The sequence below is a fragment of the Streptomyces anulatus genome (assembly GCF_014650675.1).
Classification (GTDB): Bacteria; Actinomycetota; Actinomycetes; order Streptomycetales; family Streptomycetaceae; genus Streptomyces; species Streptomyces anulatus.
In genome coordinates, this window is record NZ_BMVK01000028.1 from 36,946 (window position 1) to 60,995 (window position 24,050).

Annotated in this window: 25 protein-coding genes and 4 pseudogenes; 14 read left to right on the top strand and 15 right to left on the bottom strand. The window is 69.1% G+C overall.

The annotated features are described in order from the left end of the window. Positions 1-74 precede the first annotated feature (74 nt). Complete coding sequence (locus IE272_RS37275; protein WP_190010103.1) at positions 75-809, top strand: DUF6193 family natural product biosynthesis protein; 735 nt, start codon at positions 75-77, stop codon at positions 807-809. Positions 810-812: 3 nt separating this feature from the next. Here the strand turns inward: IE272_RS37275 and IE272_RS37280 are convergent, their stop codons facing one another. Further along, the gene (locus tag IE272_RS37280) at positions 813-1,280 is read right to left on the bottom strand and encodes an RRQRL motif-containing zinc-binding protein (protein ID WP_050361707.1); all 468 of its coding nucleotides are present in this window, start codon (positions 1,278-1,280) and stop codon (positions 813-815) included. Between the two features lie 509 nt (positions 1,281-1,789). Further along, entirely contained in the window at positions 1,790-2,332 is a 543-nt protein-coding gene (locus tag IE272_RS37285; protein ID WP_190010105.1) for a DUF6197 family protein, read from the bottom strand. Between the two features lie 715 nt (positions 2,333-3,047). Here IE272_RS37285 and IE272_RS37290 point away from each other — a divergent pair. After that, positions 3,048-3,239 (top strand): hypothetical protein, encoded by a 192-nt coding sequence (locus IE272_RS37290; protein WP_050361706.1) that lies wholly within the window; start codon positions 3,048-3,050, stop codon positions 3,237-3,239. 5 nt (positions 3,240-3,244) lie between these two features. Next, complete coding sequence (locus IE272_RS37295; RefSeq protein ID WP_050361705.1) at positions 3,245-3,847, top strand: site-specific integrase; 603 nt, start codon at positions 3,245-3,247, stop codon at positions 3,845-3,847. A gap of 38 nt (positions 3,848-3,885) precedes the next feature. Here the strand turns inward: IE272_RS37295 and IE272_RS37300 are convergent, their stop codons facing one another. Then, on the bottom strand, positions 3,886-4,998 hold the full coding sequence (locus IE272_RS37300) for a pentapeptide repeat-containing protein (RefSeq protein ID WP_229898065.1): 1,113 nt from the start codon (positions 4,996-4,998) through the stop codon (positions 3,886-3,888). A gap of 328 nt (positions 4,999-5,326) precedes the next feature. Here IE272_RS37300 and IE272_RS37305 point away from each other — a divergent pair, with 328 nt between their 5' ends. After that, positions 5,327-6,151, top strand: coding sequence for an alpha/beta fold hydrolase (locus tag IE272_RS37305; protein WP_190010107.1), 825 nt, complete (start codon positions 5,327-5,329; stop codon positions 6,149-6,151). Positions 6,152-6,187: 36 nt separating this feature from the next. On the opposite strand, the pseudogene IE272_RS37310 reads toward IE272_RS37305, so the two are convergent. Both IE272_RS37310 and IE272_RS37315 read right to left on the bottom strand, forming a co-directional pair. After that, positions 6,188-6,298: pseudogene (locus IE272_RS37310) on the bottom strand (IS5/IS1182 family transposase); the annotation flags it as partial. Positions 6,299-6,342: 44 nt separating this feature from the next. Further along, complete coding sequence (locus IE272_RS37315) at positions 6,343-6,792, bottom strand: SgcJ/EcaC family oxidoreductase (protein WP_190010109.1); 450 nt, start codon at positions 6,790-6,792, stop codon at positions 6,343-6,345. Between the two features lie 91 nt (positions 6,793-6,883). Between IE272_RS37315 and IE272_RS37320 the strand changes: the two genes are divergently transcribed. Both IE272_RS37320 and IE272_RS37325 read left to right on the top strand, forming a co-directional pair. Beyond that, positions 6,884-7,384, top strand: a complete 501-nt coding sequence (locus IE272_RS37320) for a MarR family winged helix-turn-helix transcriptional regulator (protein WP_190010111.1) — start codon at positions 6,884-6,886, stop codon at positions 7,382-7,384. A 279-nt stretch (positions 7,385-7,663) separates the two neighbouring features. Then, positions 7,664-8,544 (top strand): IS5 family transposase gene (locus IE272_RS37325; protein WP_190010113.1). Its coding sequence is split into 2 segments (ribosomal slippage): positions 7,664-8,024 and positions 8,024-8,544, totalling 882 coding nucleotides; the frame shifts between segments, so codons are not numbered across the junction. 355 nt (positions 8,545-8,899) lie between these two features. Here the strand turns inward: IE272_RS37325 and IE272_RS37330 are convergent. After that, a complete protein-coding gene (locus IE272_RS37330) occupies positions 8,900-9,892 on the bottom strand; it encodes a pentapeptide repeat-containing protein (protein ID WP_229898059.1) in 993 nt (330 codons plus the stop codon). Between the two features lie 186 nt (positions 9,893-10,078). Beyond that, positions 10,079-10,432, bottom strand: coding sequence for an endonuclease domain-containing protein (locus IE272_RS37335; RefSeq protein ID WP_050361702.1), 354 nt, complete (start codon positions 10,430-10,432; stop codon positions 10,079-10,081). Between the two features lie 852 nt (positions 10,433-11,284). Between IE272_RS37335 and IE272_RS37340 the strand changes: the two genes are divergently transcribed. Next, positions 11,285-11,551 (top strand): hypothetical protein, encoded by a 267-nt coding sequence (locus IE272_RS37340; protein ID WP_107085811.1) that lies wholly within the window; start codon positions 11,285-11,287, stop codon positions 11,549-11,551. Positions 11,552-11,831: 280 nt separating this feature from the next. Here the strand turns inward: IE272_RS37340 and IE272_RS37345 are convergent, their stop codons facing one another. Next, positions 11,832-13,133, bottom strand: a complete 1,302-nt coding sequence (locus IE272_RS37345) for a HEAT repeat domain-containing protein (protein WP_050361701.1) — start codon at positions 13,131-13,133, stop codon at positions 11,832-11,834. A 335-nt stretch (positions 13,134-13,468) separates the two neighbouring features. Beyond that, entirely contained in the window at positions 13,469-13,879 is a 411-nt protein-coding gene (locus tag IE272_RS37350) for a hypothetical protein (RefSeq protein ID WP_050361700.1), read from the bottom strand. Positions 13,880-14,330: 451 nt separating this feature from the next. Between IE272_RS37350 and IE272_RS37355 the strand changes: the two genes are divergently transcribed. Next, complete coding sequence (locus IE272_RS37355; protein ID WP_190010119.1) at positions 14,331-15,893, top strand: serine/threonine-protein kinase; 1,563 nt, start codon at positions 14,331-14,333, stop codon at positions 15,891-15,893. Between the two features lie 117 nt (positions 15,894-16,010). Then, the gene (locus tag IE272_RS37360; protein ID WP_229898061.1) at positions 16,011-16,196 is read left to right on the top strand and encodes a hypothetical protein; all 186 of its coding nucleotides are present in this window, start codon (positions 16,011-16,013) and stop codon (positions 16,194-16,196) included. Positions 16,197-16,210: 14 nt separating this feature from the next. On the opposite strand, the gene IE272_RS37365 is transcribed toward IE272_RS37360, so the two are convergent. Next, positions 16,211-16,690, bottom strand: a complete 480-nt coding sequence (locus IE272_RS37365) for an IS5 family transposase (protein ID WP_159392660.1) — start codon at positions 16,688-16,690, stop codon at positions 16,211-16,213. Positions 16,691-16,858: 168 nt separating this feature from the next. On the opposite strand from IE272_RS37365, the pseudogene IE272_RS37370 reads away from it, so the two are divergent. Beyond that, positions 16,859-17,665, top strand: a pseudogene (locus IE272_RS37370) (pentapeptide repeat-containing protein); the annotation flags it as partial. A 127-nt stretch (positions 17,666-17,792) separates the two neighbouring features. Here IE272_RS37370 and IE272_RS37375 read toward each other — a convergent pair. After that, positions 17,793-18,332, bottom strand: coding sequence for a GNAT family N-acetyltransferase (locus IE272_RS37375; protein ID WP_050361697.1), 540 nt, complete (start codon positions 18,330-18,332; stop codon positions 17,793-17,795). Positions 18,333-18,417: 85 nt separating this feature from the next. Continuing rightward, a pseudogene (locus tag IE272_RS39480) lies at positions 18,418-19,743 on the bottom strand (helix-turn-helix domain-containing protein); the annotation flags it as partial. A 115-nt stretch (positions 19,744-19,858) separates the two neighbouring features. Here IE272_RS39480 and IE272_RS37380 point away from each other — a divergent pair. From IE272_RS37380 to IE272_RS37390, 3 genes are all read left to right on the top strand, one after another. Continuing rightward, complete coding sequence (locus IE272_RS37380; protein ID WP_190010121.1) at positions 19,859-20,230, top strand: hypothetical protein; 372 nt, start codon at positions 19,859-19,861, stop codon at positions 20,228-20,230. Further along, positions 20,227-20,430 (top strand): hypothetical protein, encoded by a 204-nt coding sequence (locus IE272_RS37385; RefSeq protein WP_050361695.1) that lies wholly within the window; start codon positions 20,227-20,229, stop codon positions 20,428-20,430. Before IE272_RS37380 ends, IE272_RS37385 begins: the two co-directional genes overlap by 4 nt. A 230-nt stretch (positions 20,431-20,660) precedes the next feature. After that, positions 20,661-21,401: a hypothetical protein gene (locus IE272_RS37390; RefSeq protein ID WP_050361694.1), complete on the top strand. Its 741-nt coding sequence runs from the start codon at positions 20,661-20,663 to the stop codon at positions 21,399-21,401. A 76-nt stretch (positions 21,402-21,477) separates the two neighbouring features. On the opposite strand, the gene IE272_RS39005 is transcribed toward IE272_RS37390, so the two are convergent. Further along, complete coding sequence (locus IE272_RS39005; protein ID WP_229898063.1) at positions 21,478-22,029, bottom strand: hypothetical protein; 552 nt, start codon at positions 22,027-22,029, stop codon at positions 21,478-21,480. 170 nt (positions 22,030-22,199) lie between these two features. Between IE272_RS39005 and IE272_RS37400 the strand changes: the two genes are divergently transcribed. Next, positions 22,200-22,538, top strand: a complete 339-nt coding sequence (locus IE272_RS37400; protein WP_050361693.1) for a hypothetical protein — start codon at positions 22,200-22,202, stop codon at positions 22,536-22,538. Between the two features lie 35 nt (positions 22,539-22,573). Here the strand turns inward: IE272_RS37400 and IE272_RS37405 are convergent, their stop codons facing one another. Both IE272_RS37405 and IE272_RS37410 read right to left on the bottom strand, forming a co-directional pair. Then, positions 22,574-22,741 carry a hypothetical protein gene (locus IE272_RS37405; protein ID WP_159392658.1) on the bottom strand — a complete coding sequence of 56 codons (168 nt, stop codon included), beginning with the start codon at positions 22,739-22,741 and terminating at the stop codon, positions 22,574-22,576. A 27-nt stretch (positions 22,742-22,768) separates the two neighbouring features. Further along, a pseudogene (locus IE272_RS37410) lies at positions 22,769-24,050 on the bottom strand (hypothetical protein); the annotation flags it as partial.

A 24,050-nucleotide genomic window follows, 5' to 3' on the forward strand; every position in this document is an offset into this window, starting at 1 on the left:
CGCTCACGTTCCGGGCAGGGTCTCGGACGTAGGCAGCGAAGATGCCGATGCACCGGCCTGGCAGACTCGCTCGTATGTCCGAACAACTCGCCGGCGACGCAGCGCCGAACGATCCGATGCACGAGTACCTGACGCTGTACCCCGAGGTCGTCCAGGCGGGATCCTTGCAGAATGCCCTGCAAGTGGTGGCCGATCGTGCAGGCTACGGTCTTGCCGTCGAGCTGACATCCTCACCAGGCTGGCGCCAGGTGGCCGCACGGGTGGAAGCCGACGGCCACTCGGCGAATGTACTGATGGCACAAAGCGAGCGCAGCTTCGTCGTCGACTGCTGGACCAACCATGTCCGCATGGCCACCGGCAGCACCCCGGACTTGTCCGCGGTTGTCGGGGCGTTGAATTCGTGGCTGCAGGAACCTGGGGTCCGGGGACTCGTCGCCCAGTGGCCTTTCCTGCGGACCTGGGAGCTGGCCGAGGCCCATGAGCGTGGAGAGGCTGTTGCAGTGCGATGGCGCCAGCTACGCGAGGCCGCCGCGCGCAGGCCGGACACTGCCCTCCACGAGCTCGTCGAGGCCGCCTTCGAACAGGAGCGGCTTCGAGTCCTGTCGCCAGGGCGGAGCATGTACTGGGTCACTTTCAGCCGCCGGGCCGCGCCGCCCATCTGCCATGACCTGCCGGCGGCCATGCCGCTCAGAAATGGCGGCTACCAGGTGCGATTCCCCGACGGACGGCTGCAAGAGTTGGACAGTGCGGCAGAGGCCGTCGCGGCCATCATCGCGGGACTTCCGGACGATGCTGTCTCACGGCCTTGAAGTTCACGGGTGGGGAATCTCGGCCAGCCGGTGCGGAACCGACTCGGAGGCCGCGTGGATGTAGGTGCCGAGGGTGGGCTCGTACCCCTGGGCGCAGGGGTCGCAGGAGCCCACGGTGCGTAGGGGGAGGCAGTAGCAGTACCGGCGCGAGCACTTCGGGCAGGTCCTCCGGGCGGCCACCGCGCGGTCCAGCGACAGCTCCTGAGCCAGCGTCGGGATCCGCTTGGGTCCGGCCAGGTCGACCCGGAGCAGGAAGCCCCGGGTGGGGTGGCGGCACGACCACTGCGGGCGGGTGCCGCACAGTCGGCACCGCAGGATCGCGACCGGGCCCCGGTTATCACCGGGGCTCAGCCCCATATCCCGCAGAGCACGCCGCGTGACGAGGCCCTCGGGCACGGTACCGCGGTCAAACTCGGGCAGCATCGCGTCGCTGCGCGGCACCCGCGTCACCTCGCGGCGGGTGCGCGGCATCACCGGCTCCAGGTACCAGGGAGCCGGGCGGGGCGCTGCGGATAGCGGGTTCCGGGGCGCTGCGGGCGGGGCCGGCCTATCCGGCGGTGCGGGCGGGGGGTGAGCACGATGAGCCTCCAGAGAGAGAGCGCCCCGCCGACGGGAGCGTCTGCGGGGCGCGGTGCGTGATGGGGGAGCCGTTCTGGTCGGGAGTCAGGCTCCGCCGTCGCGCGCGGCAGCGCGGGCGATCTCCTCCGCGAGGGCGGCGTTGGCGCTCCTGCTCCTCGGCGGCCTTGCGGAGCTGTTCCTGGATGTCCTCGGGCATGCGGGTCTCTTCTCGGTGTGGGACAGGCCGGTCGGCCTGTCCGGCCCTCGCCCACCCGGGTGCGGGGTGGGCGAGGGCCGGACAGGGCGGCGGGTCAGCGTTGTCGGAACGGGAGCACGTTGGCCGGGGGATTCATCGGCCGACGGGGTGGTGGGGGTGGGGGTGGATCTGGGGCGCGGCTCGGTTCGGGTCTGGTGAGCGGGGGTCAGAGCCCGCGGGCGTGCGCGAGGTCGGCGGCCTGGCCGAGGATCCGTATCGGTACGCGCCCGTCCTGGTGGGCGTCGTTGAAGGAGGGGACGGATTCGAAGCGGTCGCCGAACTGGCGGCGGATCGCCTCCAGCAGCACGGCCATGGCGGACATCTCCAGCGCGAAGTCGCGGTGGGACTCGGTGCGGATCGCGCCGAACAGGCAGAGCGCGCCGTCTTCCGACTGGAAGGTGCCGGCGCACCAGCCGCCGGTGAGGAGGCGGTGGTGGGCGCGCTGCAGAACGGCGGCGACCGGAGTCGGGGACTGCGGTGGCGGCTGGAGGGTCGGGGTGAGGGGGACCGTGACGACGTCGGCCAGGGTGACCGGCTCGGTCTCGATGTGCGCGGTGTTGACCTCGTAGGCGACGGACGCTTCGTCCAGGCGCGTGGTCATCTCCGTGTTGGTGAGGACGAGGCGTTCTTCGAGGGACAGGGCGGTCGGTGGTGCGGGCGGCACGGTGGCCGGGGTGGCCTGGCCGGTGGCGGGGTGGGTCTGGGGCATCGCTGTTCAGCTCCCTGGGGCGTCGAAGGCGCGGGAGGTAGGCGCCTTCGACGCCGGGGCGGGGCGGTTTCAGATGCTGGCGGTCCAGCCGGTGACGGCGCTGATCGCGCCGGTGATGACGGGTGCGGTGCCGGTGGAGATCGATACGGCCACGGGCGGCGTGTCCTTGCGGGTGTGAGCAGGGCCCGGCCGGGATACGGCCGGGCCCTGCGGGAGTGTGCGGGGTGTGGGGTGGGGTCAGACGCCGGAGAGGTTCTTGATGGCCTCCAGCGCCTGGCGGGGCGAGGTGACCGTGTCGCGGCGTGCGGCGGACTTGCCCCCGCCGCCGCGGCGCTTGCCGCCCTTCGTCCAGCCAGACCACGAAGGCGACCAGGGTGCCCTTGGTGACCGCGGTCAGCGGCAGCGCGTGGCCGGTCTGCCCGGCGAGCCAGCGGTGGAACTCGGCCCAGAGCTCCCAGTCGCGGGCGTAGGAGGTGCGGGTCTCCGTACGACGGCGTCCCCGAACACCTCCTCGGACCCTTGCGCGATTGGGTCGGAAGCAACTTCACAGACCACAGCCCCGCCGCCATGACGCTCTGTCAGTCGGTGCGGTGCAGTTCCGCGGTCATCCGGTGGCCTCTCCCTGACGGGCGGTCATGTCCGTTTTACCGGTACGACTCGACGTCCACGGCGCTCTCCGCCCCGGCGGCCGGCAGCAGCTCCGCCTCGACGACCGATGAAGAAGGCCGCGCCCAGCACCATCGACCGCCGCATCACCGGCGTCACGGTCACCGCCCGCCGGCACGGCACCGAGGTCCCGAAGCAGGCGACGAAGGCGGCCCGGGAAGCCCTCAAGCCGATGAAGCTCGACCCGGCGCGGACCGTGCGCGGCCGCGGCAAGGCGATCGCGGCCACCCCGCGCACCTGAAGGCGATGAACACCGCCGCCGCCGCCCGCCCGCAGCCCGCCGTCGGCCGCCGGCGCGGCACCCAGGAACTGCCCGAACTGGCCCGGCTGCGCGACCGGGCGCTGGCGACGCTGGCGTTCGGCATCGCCGGACGCTCCGAGGAGGTCTCCTCGCTCGACACCGAGGGCATCACCCAGGTCGCCGAAGGACTGGAGGTGCACGTCCCCTCCGTCAAGGGCCGCCCGCCCCGTGACGTCGCGGTCGCCTACGGCGAGAACCCCGACACCTGCCCGGTCCGCTGCTGGCTCGCCTGGAAGGAAGCCGCCGGCCTCACCGCGGGCCCGGCCTTCCTGCCCGTCGACCAGAAAGGCCGCCTCGGCACCCAGCGGCTGGGACCCGACGGCTGCCGCCTCGCCATCACCCGGGCCGCCGAGCGCGCCGGCCTGGACGTGAAGCTCACCGGGCACTCCGCACGCCGCGGCCTGGTCAGCACCGGCCGCAAGCGGGGCAAGCGCGCCGAGAAACTCCGCAAGCAGGGCGGCTGGGCCGCCAACAGCCCGGTCTTCTGGGAGTACGTCGACGAGGGCGAACGCTGGGAGGACACCGCCACCGAGGGCATCGGCCTGTAGCCGCCGAGGAGGAAACAACCGATTTCGCCCCCTCGGGGTTATGGAACTGGGGGCAGCCAAGCGGAAGGGATGACGACCGTGGCAGGGACGGGTATGCCAGCTGCAGCAAAAAGCCCTCGGGGAGCCGACCCCCTCGCGAAGTCAAAGCTCACCATGCCGCCGGTGAACCTCGCGCCGTGGAAGGCCACCGTGCCGCCGGTGAACCTCGCGCTACCGAAGTTCACCCTGCCGTCGGTGAACCTCGCGAAGCGGAAGTCCACCGTGCCGCCGGTGAACGTTGCGCTGTGGAAGTCCACCGTGCCGCCGGTGAACGTTGCGGAGCGGAAGTCCACCGCGCCGTCGGTGAACCTCGCGCGACGGAAGTCCACCGTGCCGCCGGTGAACGTTGCGGAGCGGAAGTCCATCCTGCCGCCGGAGAACACCGCGCCCTGGAACTTCACCGTGCCGCTGGAGAACCTCGCGCCGTGGAAGTTCACCCTGCCGCTGGTGAACCTCGCGTCGCGGAAGTCCACCCTGCCGTCAGAGAACACCGCGCCGGCGAAGTCCATGTCGCTGTCGATGGTGACGCCGGTGAGGTCGAGGTCGGAGCCCTGCCAGGAGCGGTGGGTTCCTTGAGGGCGTCGGTAGTGGTCACCGATGAGGCGCAGGATGGTATGCCGGACCTTACGGAAAGCCAGGTAGCGGTGGTGTTCCTCCTGATGGGCTGGGTCTTCGCCGGGGTCGGGTGTGAATGGCAGCTGAAGGTAGCCGCACAGGACGTCGATGCAGGTCTGGCGTAGGTCTTGGGTGGGGGCGTCGTCAGCGAGACCGGCCAAGGCGTGGACGCCACCGAGTCGGACGGCCGGTGAGTCGGAGCCGAGTTTGTCGACGGCCTGGGAGAAGCGTTCGGTGTGGAGGCGGGTAGCTTCGCGGTGGGCGCCGGTCTCGTCGACGCGCTGGCGGCGGTAGGCGACGACCAGTGCGACGAGCGCGCCGGCCCCGGCCACAACGCCGAAGGAGAGCTTCACGAGATCGAAGAGCGTCTTCGCGTCGAGCTTCGCGGTTGAGTCGATCTCCTTGAAGTCGAGCAGCACCACCAGGCCGTAGAAGATGCCGCCCGAGACCAGCACCGCAGTGCCGAACGTGAGGCTGAAAGCCCACCTCGGCTTCATCAGCCGCAACTTCTGTTCGTTCGGTGAGGACCGCGGCCTTCGGCTGACTGTCATGACGATGAAGACCAGAGACAGAAGCCTGTGGTTGCAGCAGGTCGGGGTGGTGCTGGCATGTGTTGATGTGTCAGGAATCCGACCGTTTCCGCCCCCGGTGGAGCGGATCACGGGCTTGAAGGGCACGGGATCGCCAGAGGGCAAGGGCGTTTGCCACAAGATCCGAGAGCGGCCTAGGGCCTGTCCGGCGGATCATGGAGCCCAGCTGAGGGCGGCTGCTTCAGCTGCGGAAATTGGGTGGACCGGCCTGGATGGACTGTGCAACGTTCCTGGCATGCCGAGCGAGATATCCCTGTCAGAGTCCTTCGGAGCCACCGCGTCGTTGGAGTCCTCCGACGGCACCGCCATCAGCTATCGACAGCTCGGCTCGGGGCCACCGGTCGTCATGGTCCATGGCTCCGGCGGTGGACTGCACTCCTGGCAGCCGGTGGCCGAGCACCTCGCCGACCAGTTCGAGCTTTGGATACCCGCCCGTCGCGGGTACGCCCCGAGCGGGCCGGGCCGATCGCCGAAGCGCTTTGCCGACGAGGTGGGGGACCTTGAGGCACTGATCGCTAAGATCGGCAGTCCCGTGCACCTGGTCGGTATGTCCTATGGAGCCTCCGTCGCCCTGCACGCCACGGCAGCCGGACTGCCGGTTCGCTCGCTGGTGCTGTGGGAGCCACCTCTGTACGCGGCTGGCGAAGAACTGGCACCTGTCCTGGGCGAGTTCTCGGCGCTGACCGCGAACGGTGACCGGCGGCAGGCCGATCGGTTGCTGGCGGAGAAGGTGGCCCGCGTCCCGGCCGCGCTTCTGGACCTCATAAATGCGGCCGAGCCCGCCGATAACGAACCCACCGACGCGCCCGGCTGGCACCGTGACCTCGAGTCGATGGCCGCCGACTCGGTGGACGTGGAGCGCTGGTCCACGGTCAACGTCCCGACACTGCTGATGCGGGGCGCCGACACCTGGCAGCCGATGCCGGCGACCCTTGACCGGCTCGCGACCGCACTGCCCCACGTCACCTGCACGACGTTCCCCGGCCAGATGCACTTCGCGCCCTCGGTTGTCCCCGAAGCCGTGGCGGCGGAGATCGCTCACTTCTTGTCGCGGTCCTGAAGCCGTCCGGGAACTGCGGGGGCCAAGCTGGTCACGTCACGACCTGAGACACAGGCGGATCGCGGCGACGGTGACGGTGCCGTGGAAGATGTAGGCGCGCTTGTCGAATCTCGTGGCCACGGCCCGGGAGGTCTTCAGGGCGTTGATCTGCGCTGACGCATGGCCATGCGGGCTTTCTGCGGCTTCGGCTGTCACTTCTGGGATGCCGGGACGAGAGCGGGCGCGGCTTTGAAGGAGATGGCCTCCATGAGTGGCTTGCGCTTGGTGTTGTGGAAGGCCGCGATGCGCCACTGGCCGTCCTGCTCCCGGACCAGGGTGTAGGTCTGGACCTTGGTCAGCTTCTTCGGCTTGCTTCCCTTGTAGCTGTCGCCGCGGCCGGTGATCACGGCTGTGTCCGGACCGTAGAAGCGGATGTCCAGGATCTCGTCGGCGAGCTGTGTGCCCTTGAGGAATTTGGCGAACAGTGTCCGGTGGCTGTCGGTGATGTCACGGCGGCCCTGGTAGTAGGTACCGACGAAGGTGACGTAAGTGGCGTCCTGCGTGAACTGCGCACCGTAGGCGTCGGCGTCGTGGCGTCGCCAGGCGTCGATGAGTGAGGCGATCACCGTGGTGACGGCATTCCGGTCGTCCGTGGTGGGCATGGGATCCTCCAGGTCGTTACACTGATGCAGATATTGCAGATAGACATTATCTGCACGCTTGCAGCTATCTACGCAAGGGGCACCCAGGGACATGGCAGACCCGACGCCGGCGGACGAGCACGTGGTCTTCCGTCAGTACCTCGACGCCGTGGGACTCCACGGCATGGCCGGGGCGGAAGCGGTGGGACTCAGCGCCTCCGAGTGGTACGCGCTCAGCCAACTCGCGCTGGAAGGCGCGCTCACCTCGGGAGAACTGGCCGCCCGCACCGGACTCACCACCGGGGCGACCACTCGCCTGATCGACCGCCTGGAGCGAGCCGGATTCGCCCGCCGGGCTACCGATCCAGATGATCGACGCAAGGTCATCGTCGAGCCGGTGGCCGACTCCCTCGACCAGATCGAGCGGGCGGTCGGGCCTGCCCGGCGCCAGATCACCGAGGTTCTCAGCCGATACACGCCAGATCAACGCGCTGTTCTCTTCGACTACTTCTCTCACGCCGCCCCTGCATTCCGTGCGGCCACCGAGGAGATCCGGGACGCAGCAGCACACCGCCGTCAGGGCGAGGGAGATGCGGCGGCCCGCCGCCCGTGAGAGGAGGCGGGCCGCCGAGCCGGTACCGGCAGGCAGGCGCGCCCACTGCCGGGAGTAGTTCCGCCAACCGAAGCGAGGAAGTTCGCGGCCGAGTCCGGCACGGGTCCCCGGGTCAGGCCCGGAGGCGGGGCGGGTCTCCATCCGGTTGCCCGAGCCGCTGCGACGGACGGTTCACCACGCCTCCGAAGCAGTCCAGAACTGCCAGGAGGTGCCGCGGTACACCTAGGGCACGGCCGGTGGATCATGTGACTTTCCGACCGGTCGCTCGTTGGCTGGGTCATGGGTCGGGGGGATCTGACGAATCGCGAGTGGTCGCTGCTGGAGCCGCATCTGCCTTCGCCGGGTGGTCGGGGCGGCCGGTGGAACGATCACCGGACCGTGCTCAACGGGATCCTGTTCCGGGTCCGTACCGGTGTTCCATGGCGTGACCTGCCGGAACGCTACGGTTCGTGGAAGACCGTCTACGAGCGGCATCGCCGCTGGTCCGCGGACGGCACCTGGGACCGGCTCTTGCAGGCGGTCCAGGCCGACGCCGACCTCGCCGGGCGGATCGACTGGGGCATGGTCGGTGTCGACTCGACGTCCTGCCGGGCCCACCAGCACGCGGCTGGCGCCCGCAAGGCCAGGCCGCGGGTCCCGAAAAAAGGACGACGCCCCGGCACCATCGCCCCGATGAGGGACTCGGGCGGTCCCGGGGCGGTCTGACCTCCAAGATCCACCTTGCCGGTGAAGGCGGCTGCCGCCCCATGGCTCTACTGATCACTCCAGGTCAGTGGGGTGACGCCCCGCAGATGATCGAGATCCTGGACCGGATCCGGGTTCCCCGCCCGCTGGTCGGGCGGCCCCGGACCAGGCCCGATCATGTCAGCGGTGACAAGGCTTACAGCTCCCGCCGAAATCGCCGCTACCTGCGAAGACGGCGCATCAAGCACACGATCCCCGAGCCGAAGGACCAGCGGGCCAACCGCCGGCGCAGAGGCAGCGCGGGCGGCAGACCTGCCGGCTTCGACCGCGAGCGCTACCGGCGGCGCAACGAGGTCGAGCGGACCATCAACCGACTCAAGAACTCCCGCGCGGTCGCCACCCGTTACGACAAGCGGGCCTACGTCTTCCACGGCACGGTCACCGCAGCGGCAGTCCGCTTATGGCTCCGCCCATGATCCGCCGGACAGTGCCTAGGCCGGTTGGGTTTTCTGTCCGGATTCCAGTCGTTGTTGCCATCGGCTGCAGGGCTCCTATCCACAGGAGAGGCGATGGCGACATGGATGCGGGGAGGGCTCACGGGTGAACGGTCAGATAGATCAGCGGACGGTACTACTCATGCTTGTAGGTTGCGTCACCGTGTACGTCGCCTTCGAGCACCCCTCCTTCGGTACCGCCCTCATGGTGGGTGTTGGCGTGGTGACACTGGTGCACCTGCTGATGAAGGAACGCTGATCGGCCTGCCGCCCGTCTGCGCTCAGACTTCGATGGCACGCGGTCAAGGTCGCTATGGACCGATTACGCCCTCTGCAGCTACGGAGATGAGGTCAGCCAGGATGCGGGAAGACTGACGGCCTCATGAGGGGAACTACCGGCGGAGATAGGAAGGCCATCGGGGGCACGGCCCGTCGCCATATTGAAGTCCACGGCGCCGCCGCAGAACCTGGCGCTGAGGAAGCTCACCGTTCCATCGGAGAACGTGGAGCCGCGGAAGCTGACCGTTCCGTTAGAGAACTTGGCGAAGAAGAAGTTCACGGTGCCGCCGGAGAACGCGGCGCCGCTGAAGTCCATGGCGCCGCCGGAGAACGTGGCGCGCCCGAAGCTGACCGTGCCGCCGGCGAACGTCGCGCCACGGAAGCCGACGGTGCCGCCGGAGAACACGGCGCCGCTGAAGTCCATAGGGCCGTCGATGGTGACGCCAGAAAGATCAAGGTCACAGCCCTGCCAGGAGCGGTGCGTTCCCGTGGGGTACCGGTAGTGGTCGCCGATGAGCCGCGAGATCGTATGCCGGACCTCACGCAGTGCGCGATACCGGTCCTGCTTGTTCTGGTGGGCCTCGCGTTGTTCTTCGGTTGGTGAAGTGCCGCTGTCGGGCCGCTGGGACAGATCACCGGGGTCAGTTGGGAAAGGCAGGCGGAGGTAGGCGCACAGCACATCAACGCAGGTTTGGCGTAAGTCCTGTGTGGGGGCGTCGTCGGCAAGGCCGGCCAGGGCATGGACGCCGCCGAGACGGACGGCTGGGGAGTCCGAGCCGAGTTTGTCGACGGCCTGGGAGAAACGCTCGGCGTGCAGCCGGGTGGCCTCGCGGTGGGCACCGGCCTCGTCGACGCGCTGGCGGCGGTAGGCGACGACGAGGGCGACGAGCGCACCGGCCCCGGCGACCACCCCGAAGGAGAGTTTCACCAAGTCAAAAAGCGTCTTCGCGTCAAGCTTCGTGGTCGTGTCGATCTCCTGGAAATCCAACAGGACCACCAAGCCGTAGAAGATGCCGCCCGCGGCCAGGACCGCAGTGACGAAGGTGAGCACGAGCGCTCGGCCGACCCTCCACAACCGCAGCTCTCGTTCATTCAGTGATCGTGACCCTCGCCTGGACGTCATGACGATGAAGACAGGGTGCTGAAGCTAGCGGTTGCAGCCAGCACAATGACTGCAGGACCCGGCCCTTATGACCGTTTCCGCCCCCGCTGAGAATGGCGTCCGCGTGGTGGCCAGTCAGCACTCCGCCGCGTGCCGAAACATGGCCGACCTGAGCATTACCCACCGGAGAGGCAGCGCGGGAGGGGAGCGCCAGTAGTCCTCGAAGCAGTACGGCGGGGAGTGCACGCACATCCACAGGCGCCGGAAGTAGTTGCCCTCCATCCGGTTGCAGGAAGAGCACAGCAGACCGCGAACCCTGCCGCTGCGGTGGTCGTGGTCGATGACGTTCGGAGACTCGGCACAGCAGGCGCAGCGTCCATCTTGGAGTTCGAAGAGACGCCACCAGACGTACCAGTGCGGGATCTTCTCCTCGGGCCAGTTGTCCGGCAGCGGCCCTTCGAGCTTGCGCGGGATGTAGAAGGGCCACACGGCTGGCCCGCCGCATCGCTCGGCAGGGGGATGAGCGCCGCAACGACTGGCTCGCCGAGGTATTCGTCGGGCAGCCGCTCGCACCTGGAGAAGCCAGGACAGGGAACGTTCGAGACTCCGTTGCCAGGGGCCCACAGGTGGTATCGGCCGCTCCAGACCTTGTCGAGCCGGGCAAGCGCGGGGCTGCGCGGCTCGGTCACCACGGGATGCCCCTCAACGCACGCCTGGTATCCGGCAGGGACTGGAGGAAGGAGCCGGGGAGCGATTGTGAAGAGAGTCGACGGCACGGGACGCACGGTAGAGGCGTCGGAGGCCGTGGAGCTGACGCCCCGCCGCCTATCGGTATACGGGACAGCCCTCTGCGAATCCTCCAACGTGCGCGCACGCGTGGAGCGGTCCAACAAGTGCAGAAACCCCCCGCCGCGCTCGTCACCGGTGCCGGGGGTGAAGCCGAACGCAGCCGCCTTCAGGATCCGCGGTCTGCCCGCCGGCCCCCGCGAAGTGGCTTTGTTAACGAGCGTTTTCGCGGAATGAGCCAGCGAAGAGATCGACGATCCCGAAACGCTCAGTGCGCCGCGACTGCGTGCATGTCGCGGCGCATAGCAAATATGCATTTGCAGGGATCTCCCAGTACAGAGCAATTTGCAGGCGTGACCCGGAAATTGATGTGCCGTTGGGTTGGGGTGGTGTCACGCGTTCTGCGTACGCTCATGGGGAAGCCTCCCGAGCACGACTGCGGGGAGCCCTCGCATGCACCAAAGCTTTGGACGGCTGGTGCAGGCAGAGAGGACTCCCCGGCCGTGGTCGCGGTGGCTCGTGTCCAGACCCGAACACAGAATTCACGAGGCGTGAATGCACACCCCGACCAATCCCGACGGTACCTCGTTGCCGCCCCATAGTTGCGATCTGATTCGCCAACCCGTTGTCCCGCCCCCCGCGCAGCCTCCTGGGCTGCTGTCGACGCGGACCGCTTTCATCCTGTTTGCCGCGCTGATCGCTGGAGTAATCGTCGGCGTGCTGACCCACCTGAGTGCGGGTGGTCTGGCCGCGGCCGCGCTTGCCGGTCTCGCGGGAGGGGGAGTCTGTATCCCCGCCCTGCACGGGCTCATCAAGCACTGACCTGGCGGAGCCCCGGACGTACGTACGTCCGGGGCTCCGTATCGGTTCGGAGTTGGCCGACGCTCTCCTCTGGTGAGACTGACAGCCATCGTTATCTAGGGTCAAAGAGCACTATGCGCAGGTCAGACCGGGTGCTTTGACGTCAGGCAAGTTAGGCAAGGGCGGCTTTGGAAATGGTTCGATCGAAGCGTTTCCGGGATGGACTGCCCCCTGCCGGCCGGACACTGCCTTGGGCTTCATCTTCGGCACTGCCGCACCGTGTCGCGTCGGGTCGGGTCGGTCAGATGGCGTAGGCCCCGGTCGCGGGGCGGCCGTGCTCCCGGGCGTACGGGGTCAGGGCCGTGAAGCCGGTGCCCCGCACCGGCGTTCCGGGCTCCAGGTCGAACGGACTCACCCCCAGCCGGCCGGCTAGGACCGGGGCCAAGTACGTGGCGAAGCTCTCCCAGTCATCCTCGGAGTCCTTGGGCGTGAGGCCTTCCTCCAGGCCCGCGGTCAGTTCCTCGGGCAAGGGGGAGCCCATCGCGAGGTCCGCGTCGCATGTCCGCTCGGTCGCGGAGCGGCGGCGCAGCACGGTGCCTCCCTCGGCGACCAGCCAGCCGGAGCCGCCGCCCTGTTCGCCGAAGAAGTAGGCCTGTGCTCTGCCGTACCGGCGGCTCAGGCTCGTGACGACGGCGAGCACGTCCGCCGCGCGCTCGGGGTCCACGGGTGAGCACCACGGACCGAGCACGAGGGTCCAGCCGTCCACCGCCGGGGTCACGTACACCCGGCCGTACTCCGCGCCGTCCATGGTGTCGTGCGCCACGATGTCGTACCCCAGGGCGAAGGTCGCCGGCCGGATCTCGTGCAGGCCGAGTGCCTGCGCGATGCTCTGATGGTCCTCGGTGGGCACGGCGAGCCAGGAAGCGGAGCACAGGTCGAGCGGACGGGCCCGGTCGCGCGGCAGTTTGACGCGGATCAGGCGCTCCACGGCCGCGCGATCGGCCGCCGAGAGTGCCTCCTCGCCGCCGGACGCGGCCAGGGTGGTCAGGGCCCGGGCCCGCAGTCGCCCCGGCCCGTGCGCGCGCACCCGGCGGAGCGGTTCGTGGGTGGCGGGCCCGAGCAGGCCAAGGGCCCACTCCGCGCGCTGAGCCACGTCCGGGTCCGGATCGCCGAGCAGCGGAATCAGCGCCTCGGTCACCCGGACATAGTCGACGCCGGGCCGCGGCGAACGCCCGAAGGCCACCATGCAGAACGACTGGATCCCGAAGGCGGCCGAGCTGCGGACGGCCGGGGACGGATGCCGCAGCGCGTCCACGAACCGGTCCACCGAGCGGAAGGCGGTGAACGTGGAGCCGAGGCGTCGCCGTGAGGTCTCGTCGGGGGCGGCGGCCAGCGCTTCGAGCACGTCGTCGAAGGCCAGATCCGGCCCGATGTCCCGGTTCAGGAGTCCGCCGATCCGGGCGCGGACCTGGAGAGAGTCCGTGGTCAGCAGCGCGCGGATCAACGGCCCCACGGCGGCCTGCCCCTGCGCGGCCAGCCGTGCGCGCGCCACCTCGCACAGCCCTGAATCGCCCAGGGCCCCGATCGCGTCCTGCGTGTCCACCCTTTGTCCTCCTCGTGCCGTGCGACCGCTGCTCCGCAGGCCATGGTGCCCTGTGGTGGGGTAGCCGGAGACCATTGCTGATCCCCGGCCCTCTCAGAACCGGACGTGCGAGCTTTCCCTGCCGCGGCTGGACGTGGGCGCCCGACTTGTGACTTCGTTTCGGTTGAAACGAAGTCACCTGACGGGTGTGACCAACATGCCTGACGACCCTGTGGATATCTGTAAGGCACAGACCCAACAGGGCACTTGTCTCACATGCCTGACGCTCATTCCCCACCCGAGATAAACCCCGCGTGCGCGTGGAACGGTCTCACGAGTTCCATACGTGTACTTGGTCAGCGTCCTTGGCTCGGCCCGGAGCGGCTTGGTGCCGGCGGTTGGTACCGCCGGGTCTGCTGCTCGATGCGGGCGGCCTGCGCTTGCTGCGTCTGCTGGACCTGCTGGACTTCGGCCCGTGCCCGGGTTTCCGACTGGTGCAGCGTCGGGTGCTCCTGGGCGATCCGCTGCCGCAGGGCCTTCTCGGTCCGTGCGTCATCGGCGACGGACCGGTGCATCGAGGCGTTCTCCTTCGCCGTGGCCGCCTGGCCGTGGAGACGGGCGACGCGCTTCTGGTCGCCGACGTCCTTCTGCTGGGCGAGGGCGGGCACCGTCGTCTGGCGCATCTCGGTGAGCCGGGACGTGAGGGTGTCGACGTCCGGGGCCCGGCCGGTGGCACCGAGGACCGTGGAGTGCGGGCTGTGCCGCACGGTCGCCCATGCGTCCGCGGCGGCCCGTCCGGCGGCGCCCCGGGCGTCGGCGGCCTCGCGCCGTGCTGCCGTCCTTCCCCTTTTTTGATCATGGAACGGAACGGTCCGGAGTCGGCAAGATCGACGAGCCGGGTCCATCACCGTACGGCCGGATCGGCGGCTGACCAAAAGGTCGACCAGCTGTCGTGCGCAGGGTGGACGTCAGTGGGATGCGCAGGGTTATGACAGTGGGATCGCAGAGTCCGTGTCAGTAGGCGATGACTGCTTGGAGAGCATCCGGAGGCTGTGGCGCACGTTGTCGTGGAAGCCGTCGATGGTGTCACCGCGGATGACCATCTGGGCAGCGGCGAAGTCTTCGAAGGTCTGGCGCTGGGCGGCGTACCGCCTGGCGAGACTTGCCTCCGTGGCCGCGCCTCGTCAGGCAGTTCTTGGTCGGCTATCGTGCGTGACCATGTCCGTGCAGGGGGAGTTAGATCGGGGCCGTTACGTCCTTGACCGTGAGCCGATCGCGTCGGGCGGAATGGGAACCGTATGGCGTGGCTATGACCAGAAGCTGAAGCGTGCTGTCGCCGTGAAAGAGCTTCGGTTTGCCGAGGGGCTGAGTGAGTCTGAGCGTTCCCGGCAGAGAGCGCGGGTGATGGTTGAGGCGCGGGCCGCTGCTCGACTGGACCATCCGGGAATCGTGCCAGTGTACGACGTTATCGAGGACGACGGTCGTCCGTGGATCGTCATGCGCCTGGTGCCTGGGCGGTCTCTGGCGCAGGAGGTAGAGGCGTCGGGGGCATTGAGTCCGCAGCGAACCGCGGAGATCGGGCTGGAGATCCTCGCGGCGCTGGAAGCCGCCCACACCGAAGGCATCCTGCACCGGGATGTGAAGCCGCAGAACGTGCTCTTGGACGCTGAGGGCAAGGCGGTGCTGACCGACTTCGGAATCGCTTCCGTCATGGGTGCCACGCAGCCCCTGACCGCGACCGGGATGGTCGTGGGCACAGTGGGCTACATGGCCCCGGAGCGGTTGTCAGGATCTGGGGCGGGGCCCAAAGCGGATCTGTGGTCGCTCGGCGCAACGCTGTACTTCACGGTCGAGGGCCGATCGGCCTACAACGCCGACGATGTTGTCGCCCTGATCGCCGCAGTCGCGTCCCGTGACCCCGAGCCGATGCGTCGGGCTGGTGCACTCGCGCCCGCCATCGCGGGGATGCTGGTCCGGGACGTCGGCGCACGCTGGGACGGGGCGGCTGCCAAGGCGTACCTGCAAGCGGTCGTCGCTGGCAGCCCAGACCTCGAGACGATGGCACTTCTTCCACCGAGTCCGGAAGCGCCGACCAGGCCAGCCCCGCGCTTCTCGTGGAACCAGGATGTCCCACCGGCCACGCCCGAAGCCGGCTACGTCCCCGATCGCCGGGTCCGCCCACGCGGACTGACATGGCTGGTGGCCTCCGCGGCAGCTGCGGTGCTTGTTGCCGGCGGGGTGGCCATCGGCATGCAGCTGACGGGGGGAGGCGGCTCGGCCGCGTCGCACGGAGCTCCCCCGGTCTCGACCTCAGCCTCGGCCCCTGAGGCCAACCGGTTTGCGGCGGCGCCCAAGCTCTGTCAGTCCGGCCTGGTGAGCGCGGACCGCATCGCCGACATGGTGTACTCGTCAGAGCCGAGCGGGGCCCAGGTCGACACCGTGGCGGTGAACCAGTGCGAGTTCAAGAACGACGCCTCCGAGACCACTCTGCACGTGAACCTCACGACGCACGGCAGCGTCAAGGCGGCCATGGACCTCCTGAAAGAACCCGCCTACTCCGCTTCGCGGGGCGGCATTTTTTCCCCGGAAGACCTCGCACTCGGAGACCAGGCGGACGTTACGTCGGGCCCTTTCGTTGTGGAGGTCCGCGTGCGGATCAGCAACCTCACGATCGACATCCGCAACAAAAGTCGCGCCTCCACCATCAGCAGAAATGACGTGGTCTCCTTCGCTCGCGAGATCGTGGCAGCGGCAGAAGCCGAGGCCCGGCCAGCCACCTAGGACATGTCCGGGCGATCATGATGCTGGTTAGGGTACGAGCGTGGCCAAGACGAGCGTGACAACGAGACCAGCAGCGTGGTCTGCCTGTGGGTTGAGCCGTGGGGAACTGATCACTGGATGGAGCCGGGCGAAGAGTTCACCGTCGTGACCGAGACGGACCCGGAGCACTCGCCGTTCAACGTGGTTGTGCATGATCAAGGCATCACCGTGTGGGTAAATTCGGGCAGCGACGCCGAAGTCTTCGACAAGAACGGCGACCTGGTCCCGTGTGGGCATCAGCGGCCGGCGGAGGGCGACCACTGAGATGTGTTTTGCCGTCAGGTTCGGAGCCAGACGGCGATGGCTGCCACGGTTGCGGTGCCGAGGTAGACGTAGTGGCGTTTGTCGTAGCGAGTGGCCACCGCCCGGTGCTGTTTCAGTCGGTTGATCGCGCGTTCGACGGTGTTGCGCTTCTTGTAGCGGTCTTCGTCGAATTCGGGTGGCCGGCCGCCGCGTGATCCCTTGCGCAGGCAGGCGGCCTGGCTGTCGGTCTTCTCCGGGATCGTGTGCCGGATGCCGCGGTGCCGCAGGTAATCGCGGCACGGACCATTGCTGTAAGCCTTGTCCGCAGCAACGCTGTCGGGCTTCTTGCGTGGCCTGCCCGGCCCGGGTCTTGGGACGCGGATCTTCTCCAGGACCGGCTCGAACTGCGTGCAGTCCGCCCGCTGACCTGGTGTGACGATCAGGGACAGCGGGCGGCAACGGCCGTCCGCGCTCAGGTGGAGCTTGGTGGTGAACCCGCCGCGCGAGCGCCCCAAGCCCTCGCCTCCAGCACCACCTCCACCAGGCGGGCGACGAGGCTCCGCCACGGTCTCTCGTGCTGGTGTTCTTCTGACGCGTCCCCCTTTGAGGCGGGGACCGGCGGTGGGCCGGTGCGGGCGCCCGCCGCGTGCTGATGCGCCCGCACGATTGTGGAGTCGACTGAGATGCGCGGAGTGGACGCGGCCCACCTGGTCCTGGCCGACGTCGACCTGTCGGGCTGCCTGTTTGCCGGCACCGTGCACCTGGACCAGCTGCGTCTGGAAGGCGCCTGCACCTTCGACGCCGCCCCGTCCTCCGTTCGCTGGCGGCGCTGGCCGCCTGTGCGGTTCACCGAACGCCGGGTCCTGGCCGAGGAGCACCACTGGCGCGCCAGTCAGCCGGGATCTGTGCGGGGCTGGAACGTGGCGGTCCTCGGTGCCGGGCGGGCAGGGCCGTTGCAGCTGGCTCCGGTGTACCGGGCGCTACGGAAGGCGTTCGAGGACGGAAAGCACGAACCGGGGGCCGCGGACTTCTCCTACGGGGAGATGGAGATGCGCCGCCACGCCGACGACATCCCCCGCGGTGAACGGGGGCTGCTGACCGCGTACTGGGCACTGTCCGGGTACGGTCTGCGCGCCTCCCGGGCCCTGGCCTGGCTCGGTGCTGCCGTGCTCCTCACCATCGTCCTGCTGATGGCCTTCGGCCTGGCCCAGGACACCCCGAAGCAGACCGCGACCGGCACCGTCCCGGCCGGCGGGGGCAAGGTCACCTTCGAGATCGACAAGGACGACCCCCAGAACCCCGCCGGTGACCGCTTCACCGGCGAGCGCTTTGAGAAGGCCCTGAACGTCACCCTCAACTCGGTGGTGTTCCGCTCCTCCGGCCAGGACCTGACCACCGCTGGCACCTACATCGAGATGACCTCACGCCTGACCGAACCCGTCCTGCTGGGCCTGGCCGTCTTCGCCGTCCGCAACCGGGTGAAACGCTGACCGATCTGTCCTGCTGCCACTGCTGGAGAAGAACCGGGCGCCGCAGGAGCGGCCGTGTGGCGTGAGCGGCCGGACACCGGTCTCACTCACGGGTAGCGGGCCGACTCGCAGCCCTCAGCTGTTCAACTCAGGACCGCAAGCTCTTGACCATGACCGCGTAGAGCGGGGAATCGGCGAACGGCCGCTGCTCGCCCGCCTTCTCGTACCCCCACGACTTGTACAGGCCCTGGACCTTCGGGTGCGTCACGTCGACCAGGAGCACGGCGAGATCCTCCGACCGGCCCAGGAGGAGCGCCGAGTGCAGCTGGTCGGCGATGCCCTGCTTCCGCCACTGCGGGCGGACCATGACCTCGCTGACGGCGAAGGTCGCCGTGTAGCCGTTGTTCGGGACGTAGTCCGTGCCGCGCCACCACTCGCGGCCCGGCGGCAGCGGGGCGCCGTAGGCGAATCCGGTGGGCTGCTTCCCGTCGAAGGCGACGACACAGGTGAAGCCGGTCATCCCCGACCAGTGGTCGACGAACCACGGGAACTTCTGGTTGAACTCGTTGTCCATGGCGTCGGCGTAGCTGTCGGCGTGCACGTCGATCAGCATCTGCCGGAAGCCCTCGGGCAACGCTCCGTGGTGGAAGTGCTGAAGGTCGATCACCTGGGTCACCCTCGGCTCCATTCGTCTCGCATACGGTCTGCCCAGTCCCGCGCGCACGTCGTGGACGGCGCCAGGCGGAAAGCTCTCGGTGGAAGTCTCCGATCAGGGTGCGCATCCGTCCAGGCAGCGGTGCGCCGTTCATCGTCGCGAAGACGGCCGTGGCCGTGGACGTGGCCTGCTCCGGTTCCCCCTGCCGGAGCTGTGCGAGTGCGAGCTGGCAAGTGGCCAGGGCCCGGTTGCGCTGAAAGTCGTCCGGCATCCTGGCCAGGGCCCGGTGCGCCATCGCCTCGGCGTCGTGGGAGGCCTCGCTAAGGTTGAAGATGATCGCCGCCAGGTGGTTGAGCTCGGCGGTGCCGTAGAAGGCCGTCCATCGCGGGCGTGCCTCGTCTGCGGCCTTGTGAAGGTTGTCCTGCGCGGCGCCCAGTGCTCTTCTGGCGGCCCGCGGGTCACCGAGCGCCGCGTGGGCGAGGCCGACGCGTACTCGGCCGAGGGACCGGAAGAAGGGGTCCCGGCGGGCGGCGGGGCAGGCGCTGGCCACCTGGGCCGCCGCCAGTTGTCCCGGCCAGTCCTTGCGCTGGTAGGCGAGCATGGCGAGGTTGACCCAGACGCGCATCGTCGTGGCCGGATCCTGGGACAGACCGGCGAAGGTCGTGGATTCGTGCAGGTAGGTCTGGGCCCGGTCGAGGTTCCTGCCGTCGATGCAGGACCACGCCGCGATGGTGGTGTACTCGGCCGCGACCGCGTACAGGGACCGGCGTACGCGGTCGCTCGCGTTACGCGTCTGCAGCTCCAGCACCCGGGCGCGGCCTTCCAGAGCCTGCTCCGCGATCCGGGCGTGGCCGCCCTGGCGGTCGTCGGCCTCGACGAGCGCGTCCATGCCCGCCGTGGCGCGGGCCACGTCTGTCATACCGACCGCTCGACGCTGCCGGGCGACGGAAACCACGACAGAGGTGGCGGCGACGGCCGTTCTGGCTGTCGAGATCATGAAACTGCGCCGCGGGGCGCGCGGCATGGAGCGAGGCGCCGTGAGTCCTAAGTCCTCCACAGAACACCCGAACACGCGCTCCAGCGCGGCGCACGTGCGGCCGATCGGCCGCCGGCTCGACCCGTTGAGCAGATTTCGCACCGCTCTCGCCGACGTGTCCCCCGGCCGTCCGGTGATCTCCCTGAGCGCATCATTGAGCCGCTCAGCCAACTGCTTCTGTGTGAGACCGAGTTGAGCCATGCGGTCCCGGAGGGCGGTGTTCACTCCCATGCGCCGAAGGTAGCGCTGCGGCGCGACGGCCGACCACCCACCGGGCAACGAACGTAAAGTCTTCCGGTCGTGTGGCCCCAACCGGCCAGGAACTCTTCCTGTCCCACGCCGCTCCAGGCTCGTTGACTGGACAGCGCCTGAAGGCCGGCGAGGACACCACCGACACCCGACGCGCATTCACCCCGCCTCGCCGGGACGCCGTCCCCCCGCACCACCATCAGCAACGGGCGACGTCCCGGACAGGATCAGGCCATACCAGGGTGCTGACGTGCGGGACAACGAGGAGCCAACGATGAACCGACCAGCGGAACATGCCGAAGTGAGGCCCCCGGACCTCGACACGGTGCAGCGCGACGTCGACCACGCGCTGTCTCGACGCGTCGAACTTCCTCCGCGCAGCGTCATCGACGCCGGGACCGACGCCCTCGTCCAGCACCTGAGCCGGTTCATGGACTACGACTACGGCCACGACGAACAGGAGAGCTGCGGCATCGCCGTACGCAACCTGTATCGCGTCGCCGAACGCAACCTCGACGTACCCGTACGTCCGACTCCGCAGACCAGCCACCGCGCCGCGTACGTCTACTGGCACACCGTCGCCACCCTCACCACTGCGTTCCGCGACCTCTACCTCACCCACAACGCAGACGAACCCCCGGCATGACGGCCACCACTCAACAACCCCGCACAGCGCTTCCCGGCGTGGACCTGGAGCGCGTCACGTTCGAGCAGGCGAAGGGCTGGCGATGCCTCCTCTGCGACGCGACCCTGACCGCCGACCGCTCGCTCGGCACGTTCACCGCCGACACCGGACTCCTCACCGACCCCACCGAACTCTGGGCCTGCGCCCACCCATGCCGGTAACCACCCCGCCCGGGCCGCGACGGCGAACGCATTGGTGGCTCCTCGCTCTGCAGACGGCCCTCCTCGTCACCGGCGCGGGCGCACTGCTCCTCGGCCTCTGGATACTCGCCGCACCCCCAACGTTCCCGGGCAGATGAACTGTCAGGTCACCCCGCCCCACGGCCGAGATAACGATCTGCCGACGTGACAGTCACATGGGCGGACAAGTCCCAGGGCTTACGCTCCCGGGCATGACCAAGTTCTTCGCCACTGTGTGCCTGCCGCCGACCTCGCCTCGGAAGGTTCCCCAGGCCATAGCGGCCATCATGGCGCCCTACAACGCCAACCTCACCGAGGAATGGAATCCGGTCGGCCACTGGGACCGGTGGGCCATCCACTCCAGCGCAGGCAACGCCTACCTCGTGTTGCCTCCGCACGACGGCGACCGCAGGCTCGTCACGGCCTCAACTGTGCCTCGCAGGAAGGCCAAGCTCGATGCCCTCGGGCCGCTGGAATGCTACGGCGGGCCTCGGGGTCTGCTCGACTTCGACGGTATGCGGAAACGAGCGGCGCGCACGCATGACGCCCTGCTCGCCGCTTGGACCGAGCTGACCGCGATACACCCGCCCGCCCGCCCGCTCGCAGACTTCCTCGCTCGCCACGAGGCCGACCCTGAAACGTACTCCCTGGCAGACGCCAGGAAGGAGCATCTGGCCCAGCCGCTGGTGCAGGACGTGGCCCAGCGCGCGGTCGCAGGAGACCCGCACTTTGACACGTCGTTCCTGCTCAATGACCCAGTCGCGTACTTCGCGCAGGAACACGAGGAAGCACGGCTGTGGTCGGCCCGGTGCGCCGTGCCCGGCTTCGCCCTGGTCACCCTCGATGGCGCGTGGATGGACGCGGACACAGACGGCCACTGGGAACAAGCCAACCGCTATCTCGACGGCCTGGACGCCGAGGCCGTCGTCCTCGACCTACTCTGTCACTCCTGAGTCGTCAGACTCGGCAGACCCACAGAGGTCAGCCCGGCGGCTGCGCGGCGGGAGCCCATGATCGCCCGGACAGGCTCTAGTCGTGGCCGACCAGGGTGGTGATGAGCTTGCGGGCCCTCGCCTTGGTCAGCCGCTTCGCGGCCGTCGCGCACCGCTGCTGGAAAGCCCTCGGCGCGATGTCGCTGCCCTTGATCGCCTTGGCGAACTCGGTGTCGAACCGCTCCTTGCCGACCTTCTCCGCGAGCGTGGTCAGGCACTTCACCTGTGCCTCGGTGGCCGGCTCGGTCTTCGCCTGCTTCCGACGCTCCTGGGCAGGGGCGTAGATCTGTTTGTAGTGCTCCTTGCGGGCCGCCTCCGACTCGGGGCTGCGGCAGGTGACGTGCACGCTCTCGTACCAGGTCTGGGTGCCGGGCTTGCCGGTCACCGCCTCCCACAGCGCGTCCGCCGTCAGCTTCTCCTCGTCGACGCCTTCGGTCAGGCCGGGGCCGACGAGCCCGTGGTAGCCGGTCTTGCCCCTCGGGATCACCGTGAACCCGGCCGGGACGGCATGGGCTTCGAGCCAGTTCAGGCCGCACCCGCAGTGCCGAGCGTGGTAACCGGCCCACTTCCGCTCCAGCGGCTCGTACACCAGCCGGCCACCGTAGTACTTCGGATCTCTCGCGAATCCAGACAGGGCCCGCAGTCTTCCACCGGCGGCCCCGGCGGGATAGCCCGCCGTCAACCGGGCGAGGAGCTACGGCGTCTGGGATGCGCCGGATCTGGGGTGGCCTTCGGTCTCGTTCCGGCGTTGAACCGCGTATGAATCACCTTTACGAGCATGACCTCGGCGGCCTCTACCTGACCCGCGCTCCGGCCCACCTGGACGACGATGACGCCGCCCTGGCTCTGGTCGCACATTTTCCCGACATCAGCGCCGCCCGGGTCAAGTACGGGCTCGCGTGCCGCCATCTCGTCGCCACGGGAGACGCGAGCCGGATCGACGCCTACTTCAATGCCGCGGACATCGGCCCCGACCACGAGTTCGACGCCGGACTGGTCGCCGTCGCACGCCGGAAGGTCGAACGGATGCGGATGCTGGAATGGGAGATGACCGGGGTCCATCCGAGCGACACCGACCACGACCCCGACACCGGATGACTCGCGGCTTCGAAGTGTGACCGCCGGGCTGGGCTTCAGCTGCGGCCCGCGCGCGACGGGGCGGTCCGGTCGGCGAGGACCAGGTCGATGAGTTGCTCGGTGACGGGTTCGAGGGAGATGTCGTAGGTTCGGGCGACTTGCTGGAGGCGGGCGATGGCCTTGCGGACACCGGCGGTGTTCCCGGCTCCCCACTCGATGTTCATCCAGTCCCGGTAGAGGACCTCGGCGGTCTAGCCGATCTCCAGTCCGCGGAGCGCTGCCCGGCGGGCGGCGTCCAGGTCGGGCTGGTCGCCTTCGGTGTGCCGGACGGCCAGGGTGTGGGCGGTGTCGATGATCCGGGAGATCATCTCCTGCTGCACGGCGTCGGCCCAGGAGAAGTCCCGTCCCTCGAAGGGCTTGCCCCGCAGCAGGGCGAGCGCGTTCTCCAGGTCGTCGGTGCCGCCCTGGGGGTCGGCGAGGCCCCGGGTGGCGAGGTCCTGGAACAGTCGCCAGTCCGAGGTGACGTCGGGGTGGAAGCTGTAGCCGTGCTTGGGCCGGGGCAGGTAGGGCTGCCCGTCGGGGGCGGTGCCCAGGCGGGAGCGGATCTCGGAGAGCCGTGTCTGCAGGGTGCGGGTCGACCACGGGTTGACGGGGTCCATGGCGGTGCAGAGGAACTCGGCGGTGCGGCCCGGGCGCAGGTGGATGAGCGCGGCCAGTGCGGCGACCTTGTGCCCGTGCCCGGAGTGGGTGATGCCGCTGATGGTCAGCGGCCCCAGGACGGAGATCTCCGGCGCCGACGGCTGCTCGTCGCCCGCGTCGGCGGCCGGCTCGTCCGGTTCCGTGGTGGGGCCGCCGGCCACGTCACCGGCGGTCGGGTTCGGCGTCGTCTCGCCAGGGGCGGCTTCGCCTTCGGGGGTGTCCGTCGGGGCCGGGGGATCGGCCTTCGTGGTCCGGGGTGCGCCGACGGACGCGAGGAGGGCGGGGTACGGGCTGCCGGGATCACTGGCGGCTTCGCCGTGGAACGTCCGGATCCGCAGCAGGGGGTGGGGTTCGGGGCGGGGTGCCGCTGCTGTCTGCTCGTGGGGTTCGGCGAGTTGCCAGGTTCCGGCGGCGGGCTCGGCCGGCTCCTCGGAGACCTGGAGCGCGTGGAGGTACTGGCGGTATTGCTCGTCGGTCAGCCGGTGCAGCTGCACCGGCTCTTCGACGAGCTGGGGGAGCGTCACCGGGGTGCCGGGCGTGGTGGCGATGCTCTCCGTGGCCGGGAACGCGGCGCGGGTGGCGTCGTTCGCGGGCAGAACGATCGCGATGGGCAGGTCCCGGGCGGCCGAGACGGCGTCGGCGTCTCCGGCGCAGACCAGGATCCACGGCAGCGGTTCGGGCATGTCCGTGTCGCCGGTCTGCTGGTGGGCCTCCAGGAGCAGTGCTCCGAGGTCGGCGACGGCGGCGGACACATGGGGCAGCGGCCGGACCCGGCCGCGGGGCAGCAGCGTCGCGAGGCGGGTCCCGAGTCCGACGGTCATGATCTCGGTGTGG